The sequence below is a fragment of the Aeromonas simiae genome, assembly GCF_000820125.1.
Taxonomy (GTDB): domain Bacteria; phylum Pseudomonadota; class Gammaproteobacteria; order Enterobacterales; family Aeromonadaceae; genus Aeromonas; species Aeromonas simiae.
Map to the genome: position 1 here is coordinate 58061 of NZ_CDBY01000049.1, position 24948 is coordinate 83008.

Below are 24948 nucleotides of genomic sequence, written 5' to 3' on the forward strand. Positions count from 1 at the left end.
GCGTTTGCACGCTCTTCATCCAAAACGGCTATTTTTCACCCTCAACATCTCCCCTACTCCATGCACTAAGGTTGCCAAGCCCATGGAGCGAGGATAGTCTTGCGCCACCCCACGCATCCGGAGGTGGCATGGATAAACAGACACAGCGGCACCTGTACGGCTGGCTGCGCAAACAGTCGGCCCATGGCCGGCGCTGGATAGCCCTTTGCATTACGCTCGGGCTGGTTCAGGGCATGCTGATGGTTGCCCAGGCCTGGCTACTGGCGACCCTGCTGCACGGCTTCATCATGCTGGGGCATACCCCCGAGCAGTATCTCCCCCATTTTGCCGCCCTACTGGTCGTCACCGCCCTCAAGGCGCTCGCTGCCTATGGCCGCGAGGTGACGGGGTTCCATGCCGGCGCCGCCGTGCGCCAGACCATTCGCGATCTGGTGCTGACCCGTCTCACCGCCCTCGGGCCCGCCTATGTTCAGCGTCGTCCGGCCGGCAGTTGGGCCAGCCTGCTGCTCGAGCAGATAGAAGAGATGCAGGACTTCTTCGCCCGTTACCTGCCGCAGATGGCCATTGCCGTCTTCATCCCGCTGGTGATCCTGGTTGCGGTCTTTCCGGTCAACTGGGCGGCGGGGATCATCCTGCTCGGCACCGCACCGCTGATCCCGCTGTTCATGATCCTGGTCGGCGTCGGTGCGGCCGATGCCAACCGGCGCAACTTCCGCTCGCTCGAGCGCCTCTCCGGCCACTTCCTCGATCGACTCAAGGGGCTGCGTACCCTGCAACTGTTTTTGCGCGCCGCGGCCGAAGGCAGAGTGATCGAGCGCGCCTCAGAGGAGTTTCGCGAGCGCACCATGGAGGTGCTGCGGCTGGCCTTCCTCAGTACCGCCGTACTGGAATTTTTCGCCGCCATCTCGGTGGCGCTGGTGGCCGTCTACTTTGGTTTTACCTATATCGATCACCTCGATTTCGGCCATTACGGTACCGAGGTCACCCTCTTCACCGGCCTGTTCGTGCTCTTCCTCGCCCCCGAGTTCTACGCCCCCCTGCGCGAGCTTGGCACCCACTACCATGCCAGGGCGCAGGCCATCGGCGCCGCCGAGCAGCTGCTCACCTTCCTCGAAGCCGAAGTGACCGAGCCGGCCTCTGGTACTGAGCCTTTCTCGGCCTCGGCCCCCATTCACATTGAGGCGCGAGCCCTCGAGGTGTTGAGTGCCGAGGGCAAGACCCTGGTCGGCCCTCTCTCCTTCACCATAGAGCCAGGCCAACAGGTGGCGCTGGTCGGGGTGAGCGGGGCCGGCAAGAGTTCGCTCATCAACGCCCTGCTTGGCTTCATGCCCTATCGGGGCAATCTGAAGGTCAACGGCCAGGAGCTGCGCGAACTCGACATGCCACAATGGCGCCGCCATGTGGGCTGGCTCTCTCAGAACCCGCAGCTGCTGACCGCCTCGGTGCGCGACAACCTGCTACTGGCCGATCCCGCAGCCGACGATGCCGCCCTCGAGATTGCCCTGCGCCGCGCCCAGGCCTGGGAGTTCGTCGCCGCCAAGGGGCTCGACTACCGCCTCGGCGATGCAGCGGCCGGCCTCTCGGTCGGTCAGGCCCAGCGCATCGCCCTGGCCAGAACGCTGCTCAAACCCACCGCCCTGATGGTGCTCGATGAGCCGACCGCCAGTTTGGATCGTCACTCCGAGCGCGCCATCATGGCCAGTCTGGCCGAGGTGATGTGCCGCCAGACCCTGGTGATGATCACCCATCGCATCGAGCAGCTCGAGACCATGGATCAGATCCTGGTGCTCGCACGCGGGCAACTGGTCGAGCAGGGGCCGTGGCGCACCTTGAGCCGGGCTGACGGCCCCTTTGCCGCCCTGTTGGCCGAACGTGAAGGAGGTGACCTCGATGCGTGATCTGCTCCCTTACCTGCGCCTTTATCGCCAACATTGGGGCAGCCTCTCCCTCGGCCTGCTGCTCGCCCTGGTGACCCTGATAGCCGGCATGGGTCTGCTGTCACTCTCCGGCTGGTTCTTAAGCGCGGCCGCCGTGGCCGGGTTGAGCGTGTTCACTCGCGATCACTTCAACTACATGACGCCGGCGGGCGGGGTTCGCTTCTTCTCCATCATCCGCACCGCCGGACGCTGGGGTGAGCGGGTGGTGAGCCACGACGCCACCTTCCGGGTGCTGACCCGGCTGCGGGTCTGGTTCTGGCAGCGTCTCTCACCGCTCTCCAGCGCAACGCTGGGACGCTTTCGCCACTCTGACCTGCTCAACCGCCTGGTGGCCGATATCGACGCGCTCGATCACGTCTACCTGCGCCTCATCACCCCCATCGGCGTGGCCCTGCTCGGCTCACTCGCCATGGTGGGGTTCCTCGCCCTGTTTGACCGCTCGCTGGCGCTGATCCTCGGCGCCATCCTGCTCGCCACCCTGCTGCTGCTGCCGCTGCTTTTCTACCGTCTCGGCAAGGGGCCGGGCAAAGCCTTGATCGAGCGGCGCGCCGCCCTGCGCATCCGGGTGCTCGACTACCTGGGCGCCCAGGCCGAGCTACAGATGTTCGCCGCGGCCCCCGCCCAGCTCACGCGGCTGCGTGAAGAGGAGCAAGCCCTGATCGCCTCCCAGCGCACCATGGCCCGCATCACGGGACTGTCGGCGGCGCTGATGGGGCTCATCAGTGGCTGGAGTCTGGTGCTGATGCTGTGGCTGGCTGGTCACGGGGTGGCCGGCCAGGCGCCAGATCCCTTCACCGCCCTGATGGTGTTCGCCACCCTGGCCAGCTTCGAGGCCATGATGCCGCTGGCGGGCGCCTTCCAGCACCTCACCGCCAGCCTCACCGCCGCTCGGCGTCTCAACCAGATCCTGGAAGAGGCCACCCCACTGGCGTTTGGCGAGCAGGAGAGCGGTGCGCACGGTGAGCTGGTGATCGAGGATCTGCACTTTGCCTATCCGGGGGCCACCGCCCCCGTGCTGCAAGGGTGCTCCCTTACCCTGCGCGCCGGTGAAAAGGTGGCGCTGCTCGGTCAAACCGGCTGTGGCAAGTCGACCCTGCTGGCGCTATTGACCCGGGAGTGGGAGCCCAGCGCCGGCCGGCTCACCCTGGGGGGCATACCGCTGGCCAACCTGAGTGAAGCGGCGCTACGCGGTGCCATGACGGTGGTGAGCCAGCGGGTGCATCTCTTTAGCGACACCCTGCGCGCCAACCTGCGCCTAGCCGCCCCCGAGGCGTCGGATGCGCGGCTTACCGAGGTCTTGCTCCAAGTCGGGCTCGGCCAGTTGCTGGACGATGACGGGCTGGATGGCTGGCTGGGCGAAGGGGGACGGGCGCTCTCCGGCGGCGAGCTGCGCCGCATCGGCATCGCCCGCGCCATCTTGCACGACGCCCCCCTGTGGCTGCTTGACGAGCCGACCGAAGGGCTCGATCGCCAGACCGAGCAGACCATCATGGCCCTGCTGCACGAGCTGTGCGCCGGGCGCAGCGTGCTGCTCATCACCCATCGCCTCGGCGGGCTGGAGCGGATGGATCGCATCGCCCTGATGGAAGAGGGCAAGGTACGCTTGTGCGACAGCCACGCCCACCTACTGCGCCAGGATGATCACTACCGCCGCCTGCACCAGCGGCTGACCCCAGCCTGATGTGGAGGGGGCTGGCCGAGCAAGCTCGCCCCCCCCTATAATGGCCCCTCCGATCCCGACACAAGATGCGACCATGAAACGCCTGATCCTGATGATGCCCCTGCTGGCCAGCGGCTGCGCCAACTTCGCCTTCAATACCAATCTCGATAAGAAGAACTTCGACGACTACTTCAAACCGAGCGGGGTCGAGCTCTACCAGCAGTCCCAGCTGGCGGATCTCAACTACCTCTATCTCGGCACCGTCGAGGGGCAATCTTGTCAGGAGAAGAGCGATCAACCGGTACCGAGCGCCGCCACCGCCCGCACCGAGGCGCGCACCAAGGTCGCCGACATGGGCGGCAACGGTCTGGTGCTGGATAAGTGCAGCGAGCTGACCGGCACCTCCGGCTGCCTCAAGCAGATCGTCTGCTACGGTCAGGCGTTGAAAGTCGCCGAAGAGAAGTAACCCCGGAGCTGATCCCATGGCCCTTTCCATCGTTCGTCTCGGTTCGCCGCGCCAGCCCGGCGAGGGGCTGCGCATCGGCACGGTGCGCCGGCCACCGCGCGGCGTGGCCAAGAGTGACTACGCCAGCGGCGACTGGTTCGATGTCTGGTATCCCAATCTGGCGCCGAGCAGCGAGACCATGAAGCTCGGCCAGGCGGCCGAAGACGAGCAGAGCTGGCAGCGCTTCGTGCGTCGCTACAAAGCCGAGCTGAAATGCCCCGAGGCGCGCCATAACCTGGCCCTGCTCGCCGCCCTCTCCCACAGCACGGATCTGGCCATCGGCTGCTACTGCGAAGAGGCCGCGCGCTGCCATCGCAGTGTGCTGCGCGATGAGCTGCTGGCTCTCGGCGCCCGACTGGCATGAATGGTGTGACCCGGACAGCTGTGCTAGATTGCCCCGTTTTTTTTGCAGGGGATGTGTCATGAAGTTCGAGATCGATACCCTGGGGGTGATCCACTCCCCCTACAAGGAGAAGTTCGCCATCCCGCGCCAGCCGGGGCTGGTTCGCTCGGCCACCGCCCGGCTCGAGCTGCTGCCGCCCTACAATCAGGCGGATGCGGTGCGCGGCCTCGAGCAGTTCTCCCACCTCTGGCTCAGCTTCGTGTTCCACCAGACCATGGAGCAGGGCTGGCACCCCACGGTGCGCCCGCCGCGCCTTGGCGGCAACGAACGGGTCGGGGTGTTCGCCACCCGCTCCACCTTTCGCCCCAACCCCCTCGGCCTCTCCGTGGTGCCCCTGCTCGGCGTCACGTTGGAAAAGGGGGGCGTCTGGCTCGAGCTCGGCGCCGTGGACTTGCTCGACGGCACCCCTGTCGTCGACATCAAGCCCTACCTCCCCTACGCCGACAGCCTGCCCCACGCCCGGGGTGGCTTCGCGCCTGAGCCGCCAGGGGATCTGCTCAGCGTGCGCTTTCACCCCGAGGCCGAGGCGGTGCTGGCACGGCGCCGCGATCTGCCCACCCTGCGCACCTTTTTAAGCGAGGTGCTGGCCCAAGATCCGCGCCCGGCCTACAAGAAGGGCAAGCCGGATGACAAGGAGTACGGGGTGCGCCTGTACGACATGAACGTGCGCTTTCGCATCCATGAGCCCGAGTGCGAGATCACGGCCATCGAGCCCCTATGACGACAACGCCACCTTACGGTGGCGTTGTGTTTTACCAAGGCTAGCGCCGCTCGAGTAGCAGACTGCCGACCGAGTAGCCGGCGCCGAACGAGCAGAGCACGCCGCGCGCCCCGGCAGGCAGATCCTGATTGTGCAGGTGGAAGGCGATGATGGAGCCCGCCGAGCTGGTGTTGGCGTAGCGATCCAGAATCACCGGCGCCTCGTCGGTGCTGGCGTCATGCCCCAGTATCTTGCGGGCGATGAACTGGTTCATGGTGAGGTTGGCCTGGTGCAACCACAGCCGCGCCAGCGCCTGGCTCTGCCAGCCCGCCTCGGCCAGTTGGGTGGTGACCAGCTCACTGACCATCGGCAGCACCTCCTTGAACACCTTGCGCCCCTGCTGCACGAACAGCTTGTCGTGGCTGTAGCGGGTGTCTGGGCTGCACCGGTTGAGAAAGCCGAAGTTGTTGCGGATGTTGTTGGAGTACTGGGTCACCAGACGTGCATCGACCAGCGCCCACGGGTGCGGCTGGCGGCTCGTGGCCTCACGCTCCAGCACCAGGGCGGTGCAGGCATCGCCGAAGATGAAGTGGCTGTCGCGATCGCGAAAGTTAAGGTGGCCGGAGCAGATCTCTGGGTTGACCACCAACGCCGCCCTGGCCGTGCCGGCCGCCAGCATATCGGCGGCAGTCTTGATGGCAAAGGTGGCTGACGAGCAGGCCACATTCATGTCGAACGCTGCCCCGCCTGCGCCCAGATAGTGCTGCAACTCGATGGCGAGCGCCGGATAGGGGCGCGGCATATTGGAGGCGGCGACGATGATGAGATCGATCTCGCCCGGTTCACGACCGGCGGCCAACAGCGCCTGCTCGGCCGCCGCCACCGCCATCTCCACCATGACCGAGGGTTTTTCATCGCCACGCTCCGGGATGAGCGGCTGCATCACCTCGGGGTCGAGTACCCCCTCCCGGCTCACCAGATAGCGACTCTTGATCCCCGACGCCTTCTCGATGAACTCGCAACTGGAATACTGTTTTGCTGGGATCTGGCCGGCGTCGATGGCCGAGGCATTCTCCTCGTTATAGAGATCAACCCAGCGGTTGAACGCCTTAACCAGCTCGTCATTGGAGACGGCATGGGGTGGGGTATAGAGGCCACTGCCGCTAATCACGATGGATGTCATTTCAGCTCCTTGATGGGTCGCTTGGCGACCTCGTTTATCGTTGCACCACCGCCTCAGCCTACCAAGTTCAGTGGAGAGATGCGCTCACCTAGCAGCGAGCGCATCGGTCAGAAAGAGGGGACAGAGCCCCGGCGCGGGGTGGCATGACGCCACTTCTCCTTAGAAAGGTGGCATGACGTAACCCAGACCTTTAACCCGGATCTTCGCTTCGCGGCTCGCCCGAGCCGCCCGGCCAGGTGATAGCGTAGGGCCACTGTAGCATCACCGACTAAGATCCCCGCTGATCGTCGCCATGGCCATGCCGCAGCGATGCACTCCTCATGGCACCTTATCTTGCCAGACGAAATCATAAAGACAGTGGTGGAAATAGATGTACTCCAGATGTTTAAACTCGTGACCCAGGGCCGAAAAGAGCCGCGCTCCCCGGCCAAGTGGGACTCAGCGGTTCCCCACATTGAAGAAGCTCAGCCGCAGCCATCGATTGCAGACCCCACCGCAGCAGCGCGAGTGGCCACTCGACCAGGGCCATACCGGCGCGCAGCGGCATCAAACGCCCAGCGGGAACTTGATATGCCGGGATATCGGCTCACAGCGCCCCTCCCCGGCAAGCATGCTCTGCCGAGACCCGGCTCACCTTGATGAGCCACGGCGTTTCCCGTTCCAATGGAAGCACTGGCTGCCTCTGATGCAGGGTAGTGTTGCGACCTTCCTTGAGATGGCCCCGGCAGGGGTGGAGATCCGCAGCATAAGCCACATAGGTACTAATAACATATGGTTATAACAATTCGTCACTTCCCATTCGGGGACGAAGCGTTACTCTTGACCCATATTTGACCGAAACCACAGGGATCAGCACCATGAGCAAGATTTACGAGGACAACAGCCTGACCATCGGCAACACCCCCCTTGTGCGTCTCAATCGTGTGACCAAGGGACGTGTCCTGGCCAAGATTGAGAGCCGTAACCCCAGCTTCAGCGTCAAGTGCCGTATCGGCGCCAACCTGATCTGGGATGCCGAGAAACGTGGCGTCCTCAAGCCGGGCAAGGAGCTGATCGAACCGACCAGCGGTAACACTGGCATCGCCCTGGCGTTTGTGGCCGCAGCCCGTGGTTATCCCATTACCCTCACCATGCCGGAGACCATGAGCCTCGAGCGCCGTAAGCTGCTCAAGGCACTCGGCGCCAAGCTGGTGCTGACCGAAGGTCCGCTCGGCATGAAGGGGGCGATCGCCAAGGCCGACGAGATCCTGGCCTCTGATCCGGACAAGTATGTGCTGCTGCAGCAGTTCGAGAACCCGGCCAACCCGGAGATCCACGAGAAGACCACCGGCCCCGAAATCTGGGAAGCCACCGATGGCGCCGTGGACGTGTTCGTGGCCGGTGTCGGCACCGGCGGTACCCTGACCGGCGTCTCGCGCTACCTGAAACAGACCCAGGGCAAGGCCGTGGTCTCGGTCGCCGTCGAGCCGGCAGAATCCCCGGTTATCAGCCAGAAACTGGCCGGCGAAGAGCTCAAACCCGGCCCGCACAAGATCCAAGGGATCGGGGCCGGCTTCATCCCGGGCAACCTGGACCTGTCACTCATCGACCGGGTTGAGAAGGTCACCAGCGATGACGCCATCGAGATGGCGCGCCGCCTGATGGAAGAGGAAGGGATCTTGGCCGGGATCAGTTCAGGCGCCGCCGTGGTTGCCGCCAACCGTCTGGCCAAGCTGCCAGAGTTCGAGGGCAAGAGCATCGTCGTCATCCTGCCGAGTGCCGCCGAGCGCTATCTCTCCAGCGCCCTGTTTGCCGGCGTCTTCTCCGAGCAGGAACTCCAGCAATAAGCCATTTCCTACCAATCCGGTTAGCAAAACGCGGCGCTCCCTTGAGCGCCGCGTTGCTATTGACTAGCCTCACCCCCGACAGACATTCATGAGGCCGTTTTTTTTATGGGTAAAAAAACGGATTTTCAACTGACAAAAATTGCAGACAATCTGTGATAAATCTCATATTCTATGGGCCGTCGCCAGCTGTATTCCGAGCAGGTATCATAAAGTAACAAAGTGTTAATTTTTGTCGTGAAATAATCAGAAGCCAAGCGTGGCGCGGGTTATGATGTGTTTGGTTAGAAAATGTTCTAACCTCGATGAGAACTAGTACACAGAAAATTGACCTGGATTAAACCATTGCAGGTTCGATTTCGTTACTTTACAACATATCCAGTTTACGACTGTCAGGAAAACGGTTCCGCAACCGTTTCCAGACGCAAAAATATCAATAATATGGGGTTAAACCATGTACGAGAAGTCTGTAGTTATCACTGCTGAAAACGGCCTGCACACCCGTCCGGCAGCTCAGTTCGTCAAAGAAGCCAAAGAGTTCCAGAGCGAAATCACCGTGGTTTCTGGTGGTAAGTCTGCCAGCGCCAAGAGCCTGTTCAAGCTGCAGACCCTGGGTCTGACCAAGGGCACCCAGGTGACCATCCAGGCTGACGGCCCGGATGCCCAGCAAGCAGTTGAGAAACTGGTAGCCCTGATGGACGAGCTGGAGTAATCCAGCTTTTCCTTACCCCCACAGTCTTCGGTTCTATTAGGAAGGGTTATGATATCTGGCATTCTTGCGTCTCCCGGTATCGCATTCGGCAAGGCGCTTCTTTTGAAAGAAGAAGAAATCGTTATCAACCAGACGCCCATCACTGGCGAGCAGGCTGACACCGAAATCAATCGCTTCATTGAAGCCCGAGCCAAATCGGCTACCCAGTTGGAAGCCATCAAAGAGATGGCCGGTCGTACCTTCGGGGAAGAAAAAGAGGCCATCTTCGAAGGCCACATCATGTTGCTCGAAGATGAAGAGCTGGAAGGCGATATCAAGTCCTTCATCAAAGAGAACAATGCGACCGCCGACCGAGCGATCCATGAAGTCATCGAGCAGTACGCCAACATGATGGCCGAGCTCGATGACCCTTATCTGCGCGAACGTGCGACCGACTTTCGTGACATCGGTACCCGCCTCATCAAGAACGTGCTGGGTATTCCGGTTGTCAACCTGAGCACCATCGACGAAGAGGTCATCCTGGTCGCCAAAGACCTGACCCCGTCCGAAACCGCTCAGATCAACTTGAAATACGTGCTGGGTTTTGTCACCGACATCGGTGGCCGTACTTCCCACACCTCCATCATGGCCCGCTCTCTGGAGCTGCCGGCCATCGTGGGCACCAACGACATCACCAGTCGCGTCAAGAATGGCGATATGATGCTGCTCGACGCCATCAACAACAAGGTGGTACTCAATCCGAGCGAAGCCGAGCTGACCCAGTTCAAAGAGACCCAGGCTCGTCACCTGGCGGAGAAGGAAGAGCTGGCCAAGCTCAAGGATCTGCCGGCCATCACCCTGGATGGTCATCAGGTCGAGGTTTGCGCCAACATCGGTACCGTCAAGGACACTGACGGCGCCATCCGCAACGGCGCCGAAGGCGTGGGTCTGTACCGTACCGAATTTCTGTTCATGGATCGCGACGCCCTGCCGAGCGAAGATGAGCAATTCCAGGCCTATAAAGAAGTGGCAGAGGCCATGCCGAACCAACCGATCATCGTCCGCACCATGGACATCGGTGGTGACAAGGAATTGCCCTACATGAACTTCCCGAAGGAGATGAACCCGTTCCTGGGCTGGCGCGCCGTGCGCATCTTCTTCGACCGTACCGACATCATGAATGCCCAGCTGCGCGCCATCCTGCGTGCCTCTGCCTTCGGCAAGCTGCGCATCATGTTCCCGATGATCATCTCCGTCGAAGAGTTCCGCAGCCTCAAGGCTACCGTGGAACAGCTCAAGGCCGAATTGCGTGCCGAAGGCCATGCCTTTGATGAGGACATCGAAGTAGGTATCATGGTGGAAACCCCGGCGGCTGCCGTGATGGCTCGCCACCTGGCCAAGGAAGTAGACTTCTTCAGCATCGGTACCAACGATCTGACCCAGTACACCCTGGCGGTTGACCGTGGCAACGAGATGATCTCCGCCATGTACAACCCGCTGTCGCCCTCCGTCCTGACGCTGATCAAGATGGTGATCGACGCCTCCCATGCCGAAGGCAAGTGGACTGGTATGTGTGGTGAACTGGCCGGTGATGAGCGAGCTACCCTGCTGCTGCTGGGGATGGGGCTGGATGAGTTCTCCATGAGCGCCATCTCCATTCCGCGCATCAAGAAGCTTATCCGTAATACCAACTTCGATGATGTGAAGGCGATGGCAGACCAAGCACTGAGCTTTGCAACCGCCGCCGAAATCGAAGCCTGCGTCGATAGCTTTATCAAGCAGAAGGCAGTCTGCTAAGATCGGCTGCAAACAGCGACAATAATTCTCTAGGAGCTTTACTATGGGTCTGTTCGACAAACTGAAGAAACTGGTCTCCGACGACAGCAGCGATACCGGCGGCATCGAGATTTTTGCCCCGCTGTCCGGTGAAATTGTTCCGATCGAAGATGTACCGGATGTCGTGTTTGCCGAGAAGATCGTGGGCGACGGTATTGCTATCAAACCGGCTGGCAACAAGATGGTTGCGCCGTGCGATGGCACCATCGGCAAGATCTTCGAGACCAACCATGCGTTCTCCCTGGAGTCCGACAGCGGCATCGAGCTGTTCGTTCACTTCGGTATCGACACCGTTGAGCTGAAGGGCGAAGGCTTCAAGCGTATCGCTCAGGAAGGTCAGCAGGTTAAGAAGGGCGACGTGGTTATCGAGTTCGATCTGGCTCTGCTGGAAGAGAAGGCCAAGTCCACCCTGACTCCGGTCGTCATCTCCAACATGGATGAGATCAAAGAACTGACCAAGCTGACAGGTACCGTCACCGTGGGCGAAACCCCGGTTCTGCGTATCAAGAAGTAAGCCTGACGCGGTCTCACCGCGCTGGTCATAAAAAAACCGAAGCCAGTGGCTTCGGTTTTTTTTTGTCCCCCTCTGCCCCCCTCCAGTAGCCAGTGATAGAATCCGCGCGCTTTTCCCTTGATATCCACCGCGTAGATCCGGAACCGCTATGTTTCCCAAGAAATCAGGTTTTCGTTTAGCCCCCATACTGAGCACCCTATGCATCGTCGTATCGCTGCTTGGTTTCCCGCTCCATGCGCAGGAGCTTCCCACCCATGCCCAGGTTCAGCGCCAACTTGACGAACTCGGCAAGGTGGACAAACTGACGGCAGCCCAGCAGAACGACCAGAAATGGCTCAATGAAACCCTGACCACGCTGGAGGCGATCGACAAGGCCAAGAGCAAGGCCAAGGCCCATACCCTGCGGGTCAAAACCCTGCCTAATGAGCTGGAAGAGACCAACAGCAAGCTGCTTGCCATTGGCAAGGAGAGCCAAACTGAGTCCCTCGAGAAAGAGTACGCCAACTACAGCCTGGCCCGGCTGGAGCAGTTACAGAGCACCACCCTGACCGAGTTGCAGGACATGCAGGAGAAGCTGGGCGCGATCAACAGCACACTCACCAACCTGCAAACCCTGCCGGAGCGGGCCCAGGCCAACATGAGCAAGGGCTACCAGCGCAGCCAGGAGATCCGTACCCGCCTCGGCAGCGGTGACGGAGTCAGTAGCGCCGAGAAGATGAAGCTGGAGAGCGAGCAGGCGCTGATCGAACTCAACCTGACCCAGCTGCAGAAGGATCTCGACAGCCGGAGCGCCATTCAGGAGCTCACCACCAAGCAGCGAGATCTGCTGACGGCCCACCTCAATCAGGAAGAGAAGCGCCTCGAACTGCTGCAACGCTTGCTCAGCGCCAAACGACTCGGTGATACCGAGAAGGCCGCCGAGCAGAGCGGTGAGCTGGTGGCGAGACAAAATAACCCATTGGTACAGCAGGAGCAGGAGACTAACTACCAGCTCAGCCAACAGCTTATCGATGCCACCAGCAAGCTCAACCAGCTGACCCAGAAGAACATGCAAGCCAAGAGCTGGCTGGAGCGCGGCACCCAGATGGAGCGCAACCTCAACGAGCAGGTGCAGATGCTCAAGGGCAACCTGCTGCTCTCGCGCATCCTCTACCAGCTCTATCAGCAACTTGAGAGCGCCCCCAACCAGATGGTCAAGAATCTGGAAGAGCAGATCGCCGACCTGCATCTGGCCCAGTTTGAGCTGAGCCAGCAGCGCGATGAGCTGTTCCAGAAGAGCCAGTTCATCGACGCCCTCATCGCCCAGAATCCGGATCCGGTCAGCGAAGAGGACAAGAAGGCGCTCGGCGAGCTCATCGACACTCGGGTCGATCTGCTCGATCAGCTCAACCGCCAGCTCGATGCCCAGCTCACCACGGCCATCAGCCTGCAACTGACCCAACAGCAGATCCAGCGCGTCTACGACCAGATCGAGTTTACCCTGCAGCAACACATCTTCTGGGTCAGCAGCAATAAACCCATCGATCTCGGCTGGTTCCTGAGCTGGCCAGCCCAGGCTTTCAAACAGTCTTCCGACTGGGTGCTGCGCCCTGACTGGAAACACTGGGGGGAGATGCTCCTCCCCATCAGCCTGCTGGCCTTGCCGATGCTGCTGGTGGGTGGTCTGTTGCGCTGGAAGCGTCCGCTACTGCGTCACAAGCAGGAGAAGATCGCCAAGGATCTGGGGCGTTTTCGCCATGACAGCCAGTGGCACACCCCCAAGGCGCTGCTATGGGCGCTGGTCACCCGCCTGCCGGGTAGCCTCTTCATCGGAGCCAGCGGCCTGCTGCTGACCTATTGCGGGTTGCTCAGCGCCAAACTGATCTTCCTCATCACGGTCAACTTGGCGCTCGGCTATCTGGTGTTCGGCCTCTATCTGGATGTTATGCGTCCGGGCGGCATCGCCGAAACCCATTTTCGCCTGAGCAAGGCCGAACTGCAGGCCAAGTACGGCAGCATGCGCTATCTGTGGTTGCCCCTGCTGCCCCTCATCATGCTGTCGACCAAGGGGGTGGTCGAGCCCTCGACCCTCGGCAACGATGTGATCGGCCAGACCCTCACCTTGCTGCTGCTTGGCCTGACCACCTATCTGGTCTTCCCCATCTCGCGCGCGCGCATGCAGGGGGAAGAGGGAAGCCTGCTGCACTCTGTCACCGCCATCGCGCTGGCACTGGCTCCGGTGGCGCTGATCGTGCTGGTGGTGATGGGCTACTACTACACGGCGCTCAAGCTCACCGGCCGGCTGATCGAGTCTTTCTACCTCATTTTGGTGTGGAGCCTAGTCTATCGCACCGCCCTGCGTGGCCTCGAGCTGGCAGCGCGACGCCTCGCCTGGCGCCGCGCCGTCGCCAAGCGCGAGCAAAAAGAGAAGGCCAGCGAGGATGCCGAGGGGGGCGAGACCATTGAAGAGCAGCCGATGGCGCTGGAAGAGGTGAGCCAGCAGTCGCTGCGCCTCACCCGCATCGCCCTGCTCGGCGTGTTTGGCATCGCCTTCTACTGGTTGTGGTCCGATCTGGTGGCGGTCTTCTCCTACCTCGACGGCATCGTGCTGTGGCACAAGAGCGAGGGCGCCGGCGCCAATGCGGTGCTCTACCCCATCAGCCTGCGCGACGTGATGACCGGCTTCTTCGTGCTCGGCGCCGCCTGGTCGTTGGCCCGCAACCTGCCGGGCCTGCTTGAGGTGCTGGTGCTCTCACGCCTGCGCCTGGGTCAGGGTACCGCCTACGCCATCACCACCATGCTCAACTATGTGCTGATGGGGATAGGTACCCTCAGCGCACTGGCGCTGCTCGGCGTGCAGTGGGACAAACTGCAATGGCTGGCCGCCGGTCTCTCGGTCGGTATCGGTTTTGGTATGCAGCAGATCGTGTCTAATTTCGTCTCGGGCATCATCATCCTGTTCGAGCGTCCGGTTCGCATCGGTGACACCGTCACCATCGGCACCTTCTCTGGCACCGTCTCCAAGATCCGCATCCGCGCCACCACCATCACCGACTTCGACCGTAAAGAGGTGATCATCCCCAATCAGCAGCTGATGACCGAACGGCTCATCAACTGGTCGTTGAGCGATACGGTGACCCGGGTGATCGTGCGGGTCGGGGTGGCCTATGGCTCGGATCTCGAACTGACTCGCCAATTGCTCAAGCAAGCGGCGCTCGAAAATAGCCGTGTGCTCAAAGATCCCGACCCCATCGTCTATTTCCTGACCTTCGGTCCCAGCACGCTGGATCATGAGCTGCGCTTCTTCGTGAGCGAATTGGGCGATCGTAACCCGGCTATTGATGAGCTGAACCGGCGAATCGATGTGCTATTTAGGGAAAACAATATCGATATCGCCTTCAACCAGATGGATGTCTATATCAAGAATCTGCAGGGGGATGAACAGAAGATCGAATCGCGATCCTCACTGCCGCCCCCCCCAGTATCCCAATAAGGGGTAATCAAACGGAAACGGGCTCTTGATGAGCCCGTTTTTATTATTAGTGGTTATTCAATCAGATTAATCCGTCATCCATTGACCAATAAAAATGCCGCCCTCAGGCGGCATTTTTATTGCGATAACGCTTAGAGCAAGAAATCATCGATGCTGCCACCAGCGGCCACCGCCTCGGCGATCACCTTGGGCATACGGCCTTGGCCGGTCCAGGTCTTCTCCTGGCCATTCTCTTGATACTTGTACTTGGCCGGGCGCGGCGCTCGCTTGCTCTTCGAGGCCACTTCACTCTTTTCGGCGGCAGCGCTGCCCACCAGCTCACGCGGATCGATACCCGCCTGTTGCAACAGCTCGCTGAATTCAGCCAGCTTGCGCTTGCGTTCTTCCTGCTCGGCGCGCTCCTGCTCGACGCTGTCCATGCGCTCGTTATAAATCAGCTCAAATTTTTCATGAGCTTCCTGCAGTTGTTCAAAAGAGAGTTCACGCAGAGCTGCACGCAGACTGCGTACGTTCAGAAGAACCTTAAGGAATTCGTTCATTGCTTCCTCACGGGGAGTAAAAAGACAGGGATTAACCATTCAGAGAATAACACGGAATAGAATAGAGACAATATTGTCTGGGAGAAATATCACCTCCCCAAATAGGCAACAGGCAATATTGCACTCTTTTTCTTTTTAATTGACGCCTTTTCACGGCAGCCGCAATTTCACCCAGGGCCCCGTCAGCTCGCACTCTCCCTGCTCATCGCTATTATGCCAACCGAGGCGATGATAAAAACCCAACGCCACGCAGTTGTGGCTCGCCACCTTTAGCGTGGCCGCCGCGCTGCGCTGATCCAGTGCAACCTCCAGCAAGCGACGACCAATCCCCATGCCTCTGTGCTCCCGGCTGACATAGAGATGGTGAACAAACCAATCCGGCTGCCAGAGGGAGACCAGGCCGCACAGCCGCTCCCCTTGCTCTGCGACCCAGACCTGCTCCCCCTCACTCTGCTCGGCCCAGTCCTGCAGGTGGAAGCGGCTGACATCGGCCCAATGAAATGTCTCGCGACGAACCCGCAGAAAGAGGGCCGCCAGGGCGGCCTGATCGCACGCTTCAGCCATTCGGATGATCATGTTCAACCTCGCTTGTCAGTCACGACCAACCAGAGTGCATGCACCATACCGGGCACACCTCCGAGCAGCGTTAGCACGATGTTGAGTAGAAAGTGCAGGCTGAGCCCGACCTGGATAAACGCGCATACGGGGGGCAGGAATATAGCGAGCAAAATCTTGATAAGCGGTGCCATGGCACAAACTCCAGTGAAAGGACGCCTCTACATTAGGAGTCCGCCCTCCTGGTGGCAATCGTGACCCTTCTCACACCCTGCTATTGATAGATTGCTCTGACGTTCATTGACGCGTCATAGCGCTACCCCTTTCGGTCTCAAAGAGGCATGATGATTGGTGGATTAACCACCAGTGAACAGGGGTTGAGATGGACAGCAAACAGCTTGCCGGGAACATACTACTGCCGGCACCGTTAGAGTCGGTCTGGAATGCATGGACAACGGAGTGCGGAATTCGTAGCTTCTTCGCCCCGGATTGCCTGGTCGTCCCCGAGCCAAATGGCCCATTTGAGATCTTCTTTCGTCCCGATGCCGCTTATGGCGAGCGGGGCACTGAAGGGTGCAGGGTCATGGCGGTCATGCCTTATCAATTGCTGAGTTTTAGCTGGAACTTCCCCCCCCATTTCACCCATATCCGCCACCAGAAAACCCAGGTTTGCCTGCGCTTCATGCCTGAAGGAATGGGCACCCGCCTCTATCTGTTCCAGACCGGTTGGGCCGACGATCCCCAGTGGGATGAAGCCTTCGAGTTCTTCCGCGACGAGTGGTTCAACGTGCTGCTGCCACGCTTGCGCTGGCGCCTGCTGCACGGGCCCATCAACTGGCAGCAACCCCCTGAGCGTGAAGCGCTGCTGGGTGATGGCTGATCCCGGTGCGTTGGCAGCACAGAGGATTGGCGCTATCCTGAGCCTCTTCCTGCTAACGAGTGGTCATCCATGAAGCTGATCGCCATTACCTCCTGCCCGACAGGCATAGCCCACACCTATATGGCGGCCGATGCCCTGCAAAAGGCCGCCGCCGCACTGGGACTCAGGCTCAAGGTGGAGACTCAAGGGGCCATGGGGATCGAAAATATCCTCACCGCCCGTGACATCGCGCAGGCCGATCTGGTGCTCATCGCCTCGGACACCGATATCGAGCAAAAAGAGCGCTTCCTCGGCTGCCCGCAACGGGTCGTGTCGCTGGAGGCGGTCCTACTCGATGCCTCCGCCGTGCTCAAGGCCGCCATCGCGCATGTTGCAGCGTGAGCTGACCTTCTACTGCCGGCACCCACTGACCATTTGCCAGGCCCAGCGACTCCGCCGACTGGGGGGGCTGTTTCAATCCCGCCTGCTGCTGCTCAACCTCACCCGCCGTCAACAGGCCAACCCGGCGCAACCGCTCACCGTGCTGGCGTTAGGGGTATGCCCAGGCGATCTGTGCCAGCTGGTCATTGAGGGCTGTGATGCCGAGTTAGCCCATCTGGTGCTGACCTCCTGGGTCAACGAGCAGGGCGCGCTGCTGGGCCCCCGCCCAACCGACCATGACGAAATAGACCGGCGGCTGAGCCAGCACCTGCCCGATTACCACTTTCCTCCCGCCAGACCAGATCGCCTCAAGCGTGCTGACAAGCAGGAGTGCTTGCAGCAGCTGGTGAATCAGCTCCCCGACTCGCGGCTGCGAGATCCGGCCCAACTGATGCGCCACCTGCTAACCCGTGAGCAGGTGTGCGCCACCGTGATGCGCCCCGGACTGGCCATGCCCCACGTGATGAGCAGCAGCGTCTTGGCTCCCTGCCTGGACATGGTCTACAGCCCCACCCCGCTGGAGTGGCAGTCATCGCTCGGCCCGGTGCAGCTGGTCATCCTGCTGGCCCTGCCCGAGCGCTCTCACGAGGAGCACCTGCGTCCCCTCTCTCATCTGGTGCGCGCCCTGCTGGACGATCGCTTCTGCCCCGCCTTGCTACGCGCCAGTACCCCCGCCGCCCGCCGCGCCATTCTGCTCGAGGGGCTCATCCCGGCGGGCACAAACCACGATATTGGGACGGCGTCAGCCCCGTCTTCTGTTTGAAGACCCGGCAAAAGTAGTTCACGTCGCGATAGCCGCAGCGACTGGCCACCTCTTCGAGGCGAAAACGGTACTTCTTGAGCATGAACTTGGCCCGCTCCAGCCGCACCCAACTGATGTAATCGGCCAGGCGCATGTGCCCCTGCTGGCGAAACAGGCGCGACAGGTGGCTCGGCGACAGATTAAAACGTTGAGCGATGCTCTCGCGACTGATCGGGCGGTGGAAGTTCTCCTGAATGTAGATGCAGATGCCGTGGAACAGATCCGCCCCGCGTGGCCTGCCCTGCGCCGACTCAGCCAGCAGTTGCCGTGAGTAAGAGAGCAGTGCCCGCAGCAAGTGGTTATCCATGGGAGCGGTCACCGCCTCCTGAGCCAGGGTGTTGAGGGAGAGCAGAATGTGCTCCAGCGCTCGCCCCGCCCCCGCCGGAATGCTGTGCTTTTGCACATCGAAGAACCCCTCTTCCCCCTTGTGCTTGGCCACCAGACTAAACCCCAACTGACGCTTGCCAAACAGCAGGCTCAGCACCGAGCACTCATGGGCCCAGTCGGGTTTGTTCCAGGCATTGGGGGGAATATAGAGGGCTTCACCGGGCAGGATCGCCACCTCTTGCGTCCCCTCCGGTGACCAGAGCTGGTTGACATAACGGCCACTGAACACCAGTTCGAGACGGGGAAAGTTAACCTGATAACTGAACCCAGGCGGTACCCCCTGATCGGTGGCGAAGCGAACCCGGCCTCATCGCCAAGCAGACCATCCAGCAACTGGGTAAAGATAATATTCATGCTTGATCCCGATTAAGGGGGGAAGCGGGCGGCACGGGTTGCCGCCCCATCACCCCGTGTTATAGTCCGGCGCCAGACCCATATAGCCACACGAGGGGGCCCTCATGAGCCTGAACGCCTTCTACCGCATGACCAACCCGGTTCAGCATTACGAGTGGGGCAGCCGCACGGCCCTCACCACCCTGTTTGGCCTACCCAACCCCGAAGGGGCGCCCCAGGCCGAGCTGTGGATGGGCGCCCACCCCAACGGCTGCTCCTTGGTCGAGGTGGACGGTGCCCCCACTCGTTTGGCCGACCTCATCGCCGCCCACCCCGAGGCCACCCTCGGCGCCAGCGCCGCGCCTGTTGGCGCCCTGCCGTTCCTGTTCAAGGTGCTGTGCGCCGAGAAAGCCCTCTCGGTACAGGTGCACCCGAGCAAGGGGCAAGCTCAGGCCGGCTTTGCCCGCGATAACGCCGCCGGGCTCGCCGCCAACGCGCCAAACCGCAACTACCGCGATGACAACCACAAGCCCGAGCTGGTGTTCGCCCTCACCCCCTATCAGGCGATGAACGGTTTTCGCGACTTCGCCGCCATCCTCGCCCTGTTCCAGTTGGTTGCCGCGCCGAGCCTGGCGTCTTTGGTCAGCGCCTTCGCCGCCGAGCAGACCCCTTCCGGGCTGGCGTGCTTTTTTCGCGCCCTGCTGACCTTGCAGGGGCACGCCAAAGAGGAGGCGTTCGCGGCACTGCACGCCGCCGCAATGGCCCACCGCGAGGAGGAGACCTTCGCCGCCGTGCTCGACTTGTTCGAGCAGTACCCAGGGGACGTGGGGCTGTTTGCGCCGCTGCTGCTGCACGTGGTGACCCTGGCGCCGGGCCAGGCCATGTACTTAGGCGCCGGCACGCCGCACGCCTACATCCGTGGCGCGGGGCTGGAAATCATGGCCAACTCGGACAACGTGCTGCGCGCCGGCTTGACCGGCAAGCACATGGACGTGGAGGAGCTGCTCTCCTGCACCCGCTGCGAGCCCACGCCGGCGGAGAAGATAATGCTGGCGCCCCGCCTGGAGGGGGCGGTGCAGCACTTCGACGTGCCGGTGCCGGATTTCACCTTCAGCGTCTACCCGGCCGGGCAGCACGAGCTGCACAGCGCCAGCGCCGAGGTGCTGCTGGCCATCGATGGCGAATTGTCGCTGGTGCAGGAGGGCGCGTCCCTGAGCTTGCAGCCGGGACAATCGGCCTTCGTGCCCGCGGTCACCGGTTGTTATCGGGTGCAGGCCAAGGGGCGGTTTGCCCGGGCCGGCAATGGCTGAGCGATCCTGCCACATGCGAAAGGGGGACGAGGGTCCCCCTTTTCATTTCGTGCCCAGCGTCACGTTTCTGGCGCCTTGGCGTGGTCACTTGATCCCCACCCGTCACATGGGCTCGCCTGCACTCAACTGGTGACCTACCAGAAAAACGAAGGGGAGCTCGGGCTCCCCTGTCGGTATTGGCAGCGCATCAACTGCCTTTCATGTCCTTCATGCCTTTCATGTCCTTCATGCACTTTTGCATAAAGCTCTGCTTGGCTGCCCCGGCCAGTTTCTTGTCGGCCGCCGACTGCTCGCAGTGATTGCCCATGCCTGGCATTCCTGGGCCACCAGCATCCTTGACGCATTTATTGATGAAACTGGTCTTGGCCGCCCCCGAGAGCTTCTTCTCCTTGGCTGCCTGCTCACAACGGGCCATGGGGCTGGCTTGATTCTGGGTACGCATGCACTTGTCGACAAAGCTGGTCTTGGCCGCCCCGGCCAGCTTCTTGGCTGCCGCCTGATCGGCGCAGCTCTGCATAGGAGCGGCCTGAGCCGCGCCGATCCCCATGGCGCACAGCGCCAGTAACACAATGATTCGCTTCATCTTGAATTACCTGTTGTTGTGGGTTGAGCGCTATCACCTTAGTCAAAGGGGGCGCGGAGTGTAAAACCGCAGCCCCTAAAGGGGGCGAAAGAGGCGAGCCATCCTCTTGATGTGATATGACACCGGGCATCTGGGTTGCGCCGATGAAAAACGCCGCCCATCGGGCGGCGCTGCGACAAGGTGGCAAAGGGCACTACTCCCCCTTGGCGACCCCTTCACGCCGGGGATCGGCGGCGCCAAACCACCCTTCGGCGTTACGCTGCACTCCCTGCAATCCGGAGGTCTGCTCCCCGAGAATCACCTCATGCCCCTTGGCCTTGAGCCCCTCGATCACCGAAGGCGGCGTGTACTTCTCTTCAAGCTCGGTCGGGCCATTACGGCTGCCGAAGTTGGGTAGATCGATGGCCTGTTGCAGGTTCAGCCCCCAATCCAAAGTACCGAGCAGGGTCTTGCCCACGTAGTTGATAATGGCCGACCCACCGGGCGAGCCGAGGTTCATCACCAACTCGCCGCTTGGTTTACTAAACACCAGCAAGGGAGACATGGAGGAGCGTGGCCGCTTGCCGGGCTCGATGCGGTTGGCCACCGGCAGGCCCGCCTCATCCACCGGGGTAAAGGAGAAGTCGGTCAGCTCGTTGTTGAGCAGGTAGCCGTTGACCATGAGGCGCGAGCCAAAGCCGTTCTCTATGGTGCTGGTCATGGAGACTGCCATGCCGTCGCGATCGACGATGGCCACATGGGTGGTGGAGGGAAACTCTGGGGTCGCATCCTGCCCACGTACCACGGCTTGCGGGGGCGTACCGGGCACCGCCTTACCCATGCTGCGCGCACCGATGAGGCGCGCCCGCTCGGCCAGATACCCCTTGTCGAGCATCCCGGCCTGTGGCACCGACACAAAGTCGCTGTCGGCCACGTAGCGATCCCGGTCGGCAAAGGCCAACCGCGCCGCCTCGCTGTAGTAGTGGATGGCGTCGGCTGAAGCAGCCAACCGGCCATCTTCGCCCCGAACTGGGGGCAGGGCCGCCATGTCAACGTGCTCCAGCATGCCGAAGATCTGGCCGAGGGCCAGGGTGCCTGAGCTGGGGGGTGGGAAGCCGCAGATCCGGTGCTGGCGATAGTCAAAACAGAGGCCGTCACGCAGCTTGACGCGGTAGTGGGTCAGATCGCTCAGGCTCAGCAGGCCGGGATTGTCCGGGTGCTGGCGCACCTTGGCCACCATGGCCTCGGCAAGGGCGCCCCGGTAGAAGGCATCGGGCCCCTGCTCAGCCAGAGTGCGCAGCACCTTGGCCAACGCGGGGTTGGTCAGGCGTGTGCCAGCCGGCTTGGGTGAGCCATCGGGCAAAAAGAAATAGGCGCGCGCCTCGGGGTCCTTGGCCAGATAGGGCTCAACCGCCAGCAAGGAGGCCAGTCGTGGGCTGATGAAAAAGCCCTGCTCGGCCAACGTGATGGCGGGAGTGAAGAGATCTTTCCAGGGCAGCTTGCCATAACGCTCATGGGCCAGCGCCAGGGCCCGCACCGTGCCAGGGGTTCCCACCGAGCGGCCCCCCACCACACCGGCGAAGAAGGGCATCGGCTTGCCCCCTTGCATGAAGAGCTGCTCGTTTGCTGCGGCCGGCGCCGTTTCACGACCATCCACAGCGCTGACCTGATGACCATCCCACACCAGCATCAGGGAGCCCCCACCAATCCCGGACGATTGCGGCTCGACCAGGGTCAGCACCAGTTGCACCGCAATGGCGGCATCCACCGCCGAGCCCCCGGCGCGGATCACCTGATAGCCGGCATCGACCGCCAGCGGATTAGCCGCCGCCACCATAAATTCGCGGCCCTGCCAACCCGGTTTGGCGTGCCAGCCACTGGCCGCCTCGGGATCAACCGGCACCTGAGCCGTGGGCTCATAGTGAAAGCGGGCTTCGTGGTGGCCGTTGCCTTGGCAGCCAGCCAGCAAGGCCAGCGCCAGCAGCAGTGATCTGTGTGTCATATGGATGCGCCCCGTCTCGAACAAAAAACCATCAGACGGTGTCATACTCCAGCCCCATGTTCAACTTCTCATATTCGATCAATGAGTTAGATATCAATCACAACGGAACGGATATCGCAGTGCCCCTCCTCCCCTCGGCCAGCCGCTAAGAGAGAGCCGCAACATCCACATGGAGAGCGCCCTTCCACCGCCTTATCAGTGCTACAAATTTACAGATTTCGCCCCCCAACTCGTTTCGTTGACCACCGACACAGATCGCATCCCCATCAAGAAATGCACACATCTATATGAATAGTAACAATTTTATTCATCAGCTGTAGATGGTGACAGAGAGGCGGCTATTTGCGAGGGCGATCACATAGCGGATTCGATGCAACATAAGTCCAGTTAATGCAACGCCAGTGCAATTTCCTATCGCCATGAGGCGGCAGATAATCGCTCCAAGACCCCATCGATAACTGAACTTCCACGAGGAAGGGGAGAGCGACATGATCACGTCTTTGATCAACGAGCAGCTGATCTGCCTGAACCTGACGGCCAGCAGCAAGGAAGCGGTATTTAGCGAGATGGCCCGCCTGCTGGCCCGCCAGGGGCGCATCGGCGACGAGCGACAGTTTGTGGCCGACTTGTGGGAGCGCGAGTCCCTCGGCAACACCGGCTTCGAGGAGGGGGTGGCCCTGCCTCACGCCAAGAGTGTCGCCGTGCTGCAACCGGCGGTGGCCATCGGCATCAGCCGTGCCGGCATCGACTACGGCGCCGAAGATGGTCAGCCTTCGCACCTCTTCTTCATGATCGCCTCCCCCGCCGGCGGGGCCGACCATCACATCGAGGTGCTGGCCGAGCTCTCGACCAAGCTGATCGAGGAGGGCTTCATCGCCCGCCTGCTGCGGGCGACCACCCCGGCCGATGCCCTGGCCATGCTGCTTGAGGGCAAACAGGATCGCACCATCGACAGGGTGGCCGATCAGGGCTTTCTCATCGGTGTCACCGGCTGCCCGACCGGCGTCGCCCACACCTACCTGGCCGCCGAGGCACTGGAGCAGGCCGCCGCCGAACTGGGTTATCAGATCAAGGTCGAAACCAACGGTTCCATCGGGGTGAGAAATAGCCCGAGCGCGGAGGAGATAGCCAGGGCCAGCGCCATCGTGGTGGCCTGCGACCGCCAGGTCGATCTCTCCCGCTTCGCCGGCAAGCCCCTTATCGAGACCGGCGTCAAGGCGCCGATCAAGGATGGCAAGGGGGTGATCCAGCAGGCACTCAAGGCCCCCGCCTACGTGGCCAGCCAGGGAGATAAACCCACCGAGAAGCCGGGGTCGGGGCGCACCGATCTCTACCGCTTCCTGATGAACGGCGTCTCCCACATGATCCCCTTCGTGGTGACCGGGGGCCTGCTCATCGCCCTGTCGCTGGCCATTGGCGGCCACCCGACCCCGAACGGGATGCAGATCCCCGAGGGGAGCATGTGGAACCAGATCCTCAACGTCGGCGTGGTCGCCTTCAAGCTGATGATCCCGATCCTGGCAGGCTATATCGCTTACGCCATCGCCGACCGCCCGGCCCTGGCACCGGGCTTCATCGGCGGCTGGATCGCCAACGACGGCAGCTTCTACGGCGCCGATGCCGGCACCGGCTTCATCGGCGCCATCATAGCGGGCCTGCTGGTCGGCTACCTGGTGCGCTGGATCGCCACCCGCCACTACCACAAGATGGTGCAGCCACTGGTGCCGATCCTGATCGCCCCCATCACCGCCTCCCTGTTCATCGCCGCCGTCTTCATCTTCATCATCGGCGCCCCGATCGCCGATATGATGGCCGGCCTCAATGCCCTGCTGCTCTCCATGAGCGGCGGCAGCCTGGTGCTGCTCGGCATCGTGCTCGGCGGCATGGCGGGCTTTGACATGGGCGGCCCGGTCAACAAGGTGGCCTTCCTGTTCTCGGTCGGGATGATCGCCTCGGGCCAGACCCAGTTCATGGGGGCCATGGCCTGTGCCATCCCGGTGGCGCCGCTCGGCATGGGGCTGGCTACCGTGCTTGGCCGCAAGCTCAATCTTTTCGACAAGAGCGAGATTGAAGCGGGCAAGGCAGCCGCCGCCATGGGGCTGGTGGGGATCTCCGAGGGGGCCATTCCGTTTGCCGCCCGCGATCCGCTGGCGGTCATTCCGGCCAACGTGCTCGGCAGCATGGTCGCCGCCGTCATGGCCTTCCTGCTCGGCATCACCAACAGCGTGGCCCACGGCGGCCCGATCGTGGCCCTGCTCGGCGCCATGAACAAGCCGCTGCTGGCGCTGCTGTGCATGTTGACCGGCGCCGTCATCACAGGGATCGTCGCCGTCGCACTCAAAAAAGGGCGCATGAGCCGCAGTGCTGCCCTGGCGTAAGCGCAGCCACCACCAGTAAGGCCACCGCGAGGTGGCCTTACTTCTTTGTTTCGGGT

General features: G+C 61.8%; 21 protein-coding genes and 1 pseudogene. 15 read left to right on the forward strand and 7 right to left on the reverse strand.

All coding sequences use genetic code 11. The features are described from left to right. The first annotated feature begins 128 nt into the window (after nucleotides 1–128). The 5 genes from cydD (at nucleotide 129) to tsaA (ending at nucleotide 5226) form a co-directional block, all read left to right on the forward strand. Nucleotides 129–1898, forward strand: coding sequence for a heme ABC transporter permease/ATP-binding protein CydD (gene cydD, locus BN1134_RS08785; RefSeq protein ID WP_042046655.1), 1770 nt, complete (start codon nucleotides 129–131; stop codon nucleotides 1896–1898). Further along, nucleotides 1891–3618: a heme ABC transporter ATP-binding protein/permease CydC gene (gene cydC / locus BN1134_RS08790; RefSeq protein ID WP_042046656.1), complete on the forward strand. Its 1728-nt coding sequence runs from the start codon at nucleotides 1891–1893 to the stop codon at nucleotides 3616–3618. Before cydD ends, cydC begins: the two co-directional genes overlap by 8 nt. A 73-nt stretch (nucleotides 3619–3691) precedes the next feature. After that, on the forward strand, nucleotides 3692–4063 hold the full coding sequence (gene rcsF / locus BN1134_RS08795) for an Rcs stress response system protein RcsF (RefSeq protein ID WP_042046657.1): 372 nt from the start codon (nucleotides 3692–3694) through the stop codon (nucleotides 4061–4063). 16 nt (nucleotides 4064–4079) lie between these two features. Further along, nucleotides 4080–4466, forward strand: a complete 387-nt coding sequence (locus tag BN1134_RS08800) for a DUF488 domain-containing protein (protein WP_042046658.1) — start codon at nucleotides 4080–4082, stop codon at nucleotides 4464–4466. 58 nt (nucleotides 4467–4524) lie between these two features. After that, on the forward strand, nucleotides 4525–5226 hold the full coding sequence (tsaA, locus tag BN1134_RS08805) for a tRNA (N6-threonylcarbamoyladenosine(37)-N6)-methyltransferase TrmO (RefSeq protein WP_042046660.1): 702 nt from the start codon (nucleotides 4525–4527) through the stop codon (nucleotides 5224–5226). 40 nt (nucleotides 5227–5266) lie between these two features. On the opposite strand, the gene BN1134_RS08810 is transcribed toward tsaA, so the two are convergent. Beyond that, a complete protein-coding gene (locus BN1134_RS08810) occupies nucleotides 5267–6388 on the reverse strand; it encodes a beta-ketoacyl-ACP synthase III (RefSeq protein WP_042046662.1) in 1122 nt (373 codons plus the stop codon). Nucleotides 6389–7245: 857 nt separating this feature from the next. On the opposite strand from BN1134_RS08810, the gene cysK reads away from it, so the two are divergent. From cysK to mscK, 5 genes are all read left to right on the forward strand, one after another. Then, nucleotides 7246–8214 carry a cysteine synthase A gene (gene cysK, locus BN1134_RS08815; RefSeq protein WP_042046663.1) on the forward strand — a complete coding sequence of 323 codons (969 nt, stop codon included), beginning with the start codon at nucleotides 7246–7248 and terminating at the stop codon, nucleotides 8212–8214. A 451-nt stretch (nucleotides 8215–8665) separates the two neighbouring features. Further along, nucleotides 8666–8923: an HPr family phosphocarrier protein gene (locus tag BN1134_RS08820; RefSeq protein WP_042046664.1), complete on the forward strand. Its 258-nt coding sequence runs from the start codon at nucleotides 8666–8668 to the stop codon at nucleotides 8921–8923. Between the two features lie 48 nt (nucleotides 8924–8971). Next, nucleotides 8972–10699, forward strand: coding sequence for a phosphoenolpyruvate-protein phosphotransferase PtsI (gene ptsI / locus BN1134_RS08825; RefSeq protein ID WP_042046667.1), 1728 nt, complete (start codon nucleotides 8972–8974; stop codon nucleotides 10697–10699). A 43-nt stretch (nucleotides 10700–10742) separates the two neighbouring features. After that, entirely contained in the window at nucleotides 10743–11252 is a 510-nt protein-coding gene (crr, locus tag BN1134_RS08830) for a PTS glucose transporter subunit IIA (RefSeq protein ID WP_042046669.1), read from the forward strand. A gap of 148 nt (nucleotides 11253–11400) precedes the next feature. Then, nucleotides 11401–14724: a mechanosensitive channel MscK gene (gene mscK / locus BN1134_RS08835; RefSeq protein ID WP_042046671.1), complete on the forward strand. Its 3324-nt coding sequence runs from the start codon at nucleotides 11401–11403 to the stop codon at nucleotides 14722–14724. 131 nt (nucleotides 14725–14855) lie between these two features. Here the strand turns inward: mscK and BN1134_RS08840 are convergent, their stop codons facing one another. From BN1134_RS08840 to BN1134_RS19255, 3 genes are all read right to left on the reverse strand, one after another. After that, nucleotides 14856–15263: an H-NS family histone-like protein gene (locus tag BN1134_RS08840; protein ID WP_042046672.1), complete on the reverse strand. Its 408-nt coding sequence runs from the start codon at nucleotides 15261–15263 to the stop codon at nucleotides 14856–14858. Nucleotides 15264–15413: 150 nt separating this feature from the next. Continuing rightward, nucleotides 15414–15839, reverse strand: coding sequence for a GNAT family N-acetyltransferase (locus BN1134_RS08845; protein ID WP_156991721.1), 426 nt, complete (start codon nucleotides 15837–15839; stop codon nucleotides 15414–15416). Between the two features lie 2 nt (nucleotides 15840–15841). Beyond that, a complete protein-coding gene (locus BN1134_RS19255) occupies nucleotides 15842–16012 on the reverse strand; it encodes a YqaE/Pmp3 family membrane protein (RefSeq protein ID WP_042046674.1) in 171 nt (56 codons plus the stop codon). Between the two features lie 188 nt (nucleotides 16013–16200). Between BN1134_RS19255 and BN1134_RS08855 the strand changes: the two genes are divergently transcribed. The 3 genes from BN1134_RS08855 to BN1134_RS08865 all read left to right on the forward strand — a co-directional run bounded on the left by BN1134_RS08855 (nucleotide 16201) and on the right by BN1134_RS08865 (nucleotide 17881). After that, nucleotides 16201–16698 (forward strand): SRPBCC family protein, encoded by a 498-nt coding sequence (locus BN1134_RS08855; RefSeq protein WP_042046676.1) that lies wholly within the window; start codon nucleotides 16201–16203, stop codon nucleotides 16696–16698. A gap of 69 nt (nucleotides 16699–16767) precedes the next feature. Continuing rightward, nucleotides 16768–17079, forward strand: a complete 312-nt coding sequence (locus tag BN1134_RS08860) for a PTS fructose transporter subunit IIB (RefSeq protein ID WP_042046677.1) — start codon at nucleotides 16768–16770, stop codon at nucleotides 17077–17079. Beyond that, a complete protein-coding gene (locus BN1134_RS08865) occupies nucleotides 17066–17881 on the forward strand; it encodes a PTS sugar transporter subunit IIA (RefSeq protein ID WP_042046679.1) in 816 nt (271 codons plus the stop codon). The genes BN1134_RS08860 and BN1134_RS08865 overlap by 14 nt, the downstream gene beginning before the upstream one ends. Here the strand turns inward: BN1134_RS08865 and BN1134_RS08870 are convergent. Next, nucleotides 17823–18661: pseudogene (locus tag BN1134_RS08870) on the reverse strand (helix-turn-helix transcriptional regulator). The gene BN1134_RS08865 and the pseudogene BN1134_RS08870 overlap by 59 nt on opposite strands. A 104-nt stretch (nucleotides 18662–18765) precedes the next feature. Between BN1134_RS08870 and manA the strand changes: the two are divergent. Then, nucleotides 18766–19950: a mannose-6-phosphate isomerase, class I gene (gene manA, locus BN1134_RS08875; RefSeq protein ID WP_042046681.1), complete on the forward strand. Its 1185-nt coding sequence runs from the start codon at nucleotides 18766–18768 to the stop codon at nucleotides 19948–19950. A 187-nt stretch (nucleotides 19951–20137) separates the two neighbouring features. Here the strand turns inward: manA and BN1134_RS08880 are convergent, their stop codons facing one another. Together BN1134_RS08880 and ggt are read right to left on the reverse strand one after the other, a co-directional pair. Next, nucleotides 20138–20533, reverse strand: coding sequence for a hypothetical protein (locus BN1134_RS08880; protein WP_042046682.1), 396 nt, complete (start codon nucleotides 20531–20533; stop codon nucleotides 20138–20140). Between the two features lie 193 nt (nucleotides 20534–20726). Continuing rightward, entirely contained in the window at nucleotides 20727–22514 is a 1788-nt protein-coding gene (gene ggt / locus BN1134_RS08885; protein WP_042046739.1) for a gamma-glutamyltransferase, read from the reverse strand. Nucleotides 22515–23002: 488 nt separating this feature from the next. Here ggt and BN1134_RS08890 point away from each other — a divergent pair, with 488 nt between their 5' ends. After that, nucleotides 23003–24892 (forward strand): PTS fructose transporter subunit IIABC, encoded by a 1890-nt coding sequence (locus BN1134_RS08890; protein ID WP_042046685.1) that lies wholly within the window; start codon nucleotides 23003–23005, stop codon nucleotides 24890–24892. Nucleotides 24893–24948: the final 56 nt, after the last annotated feature.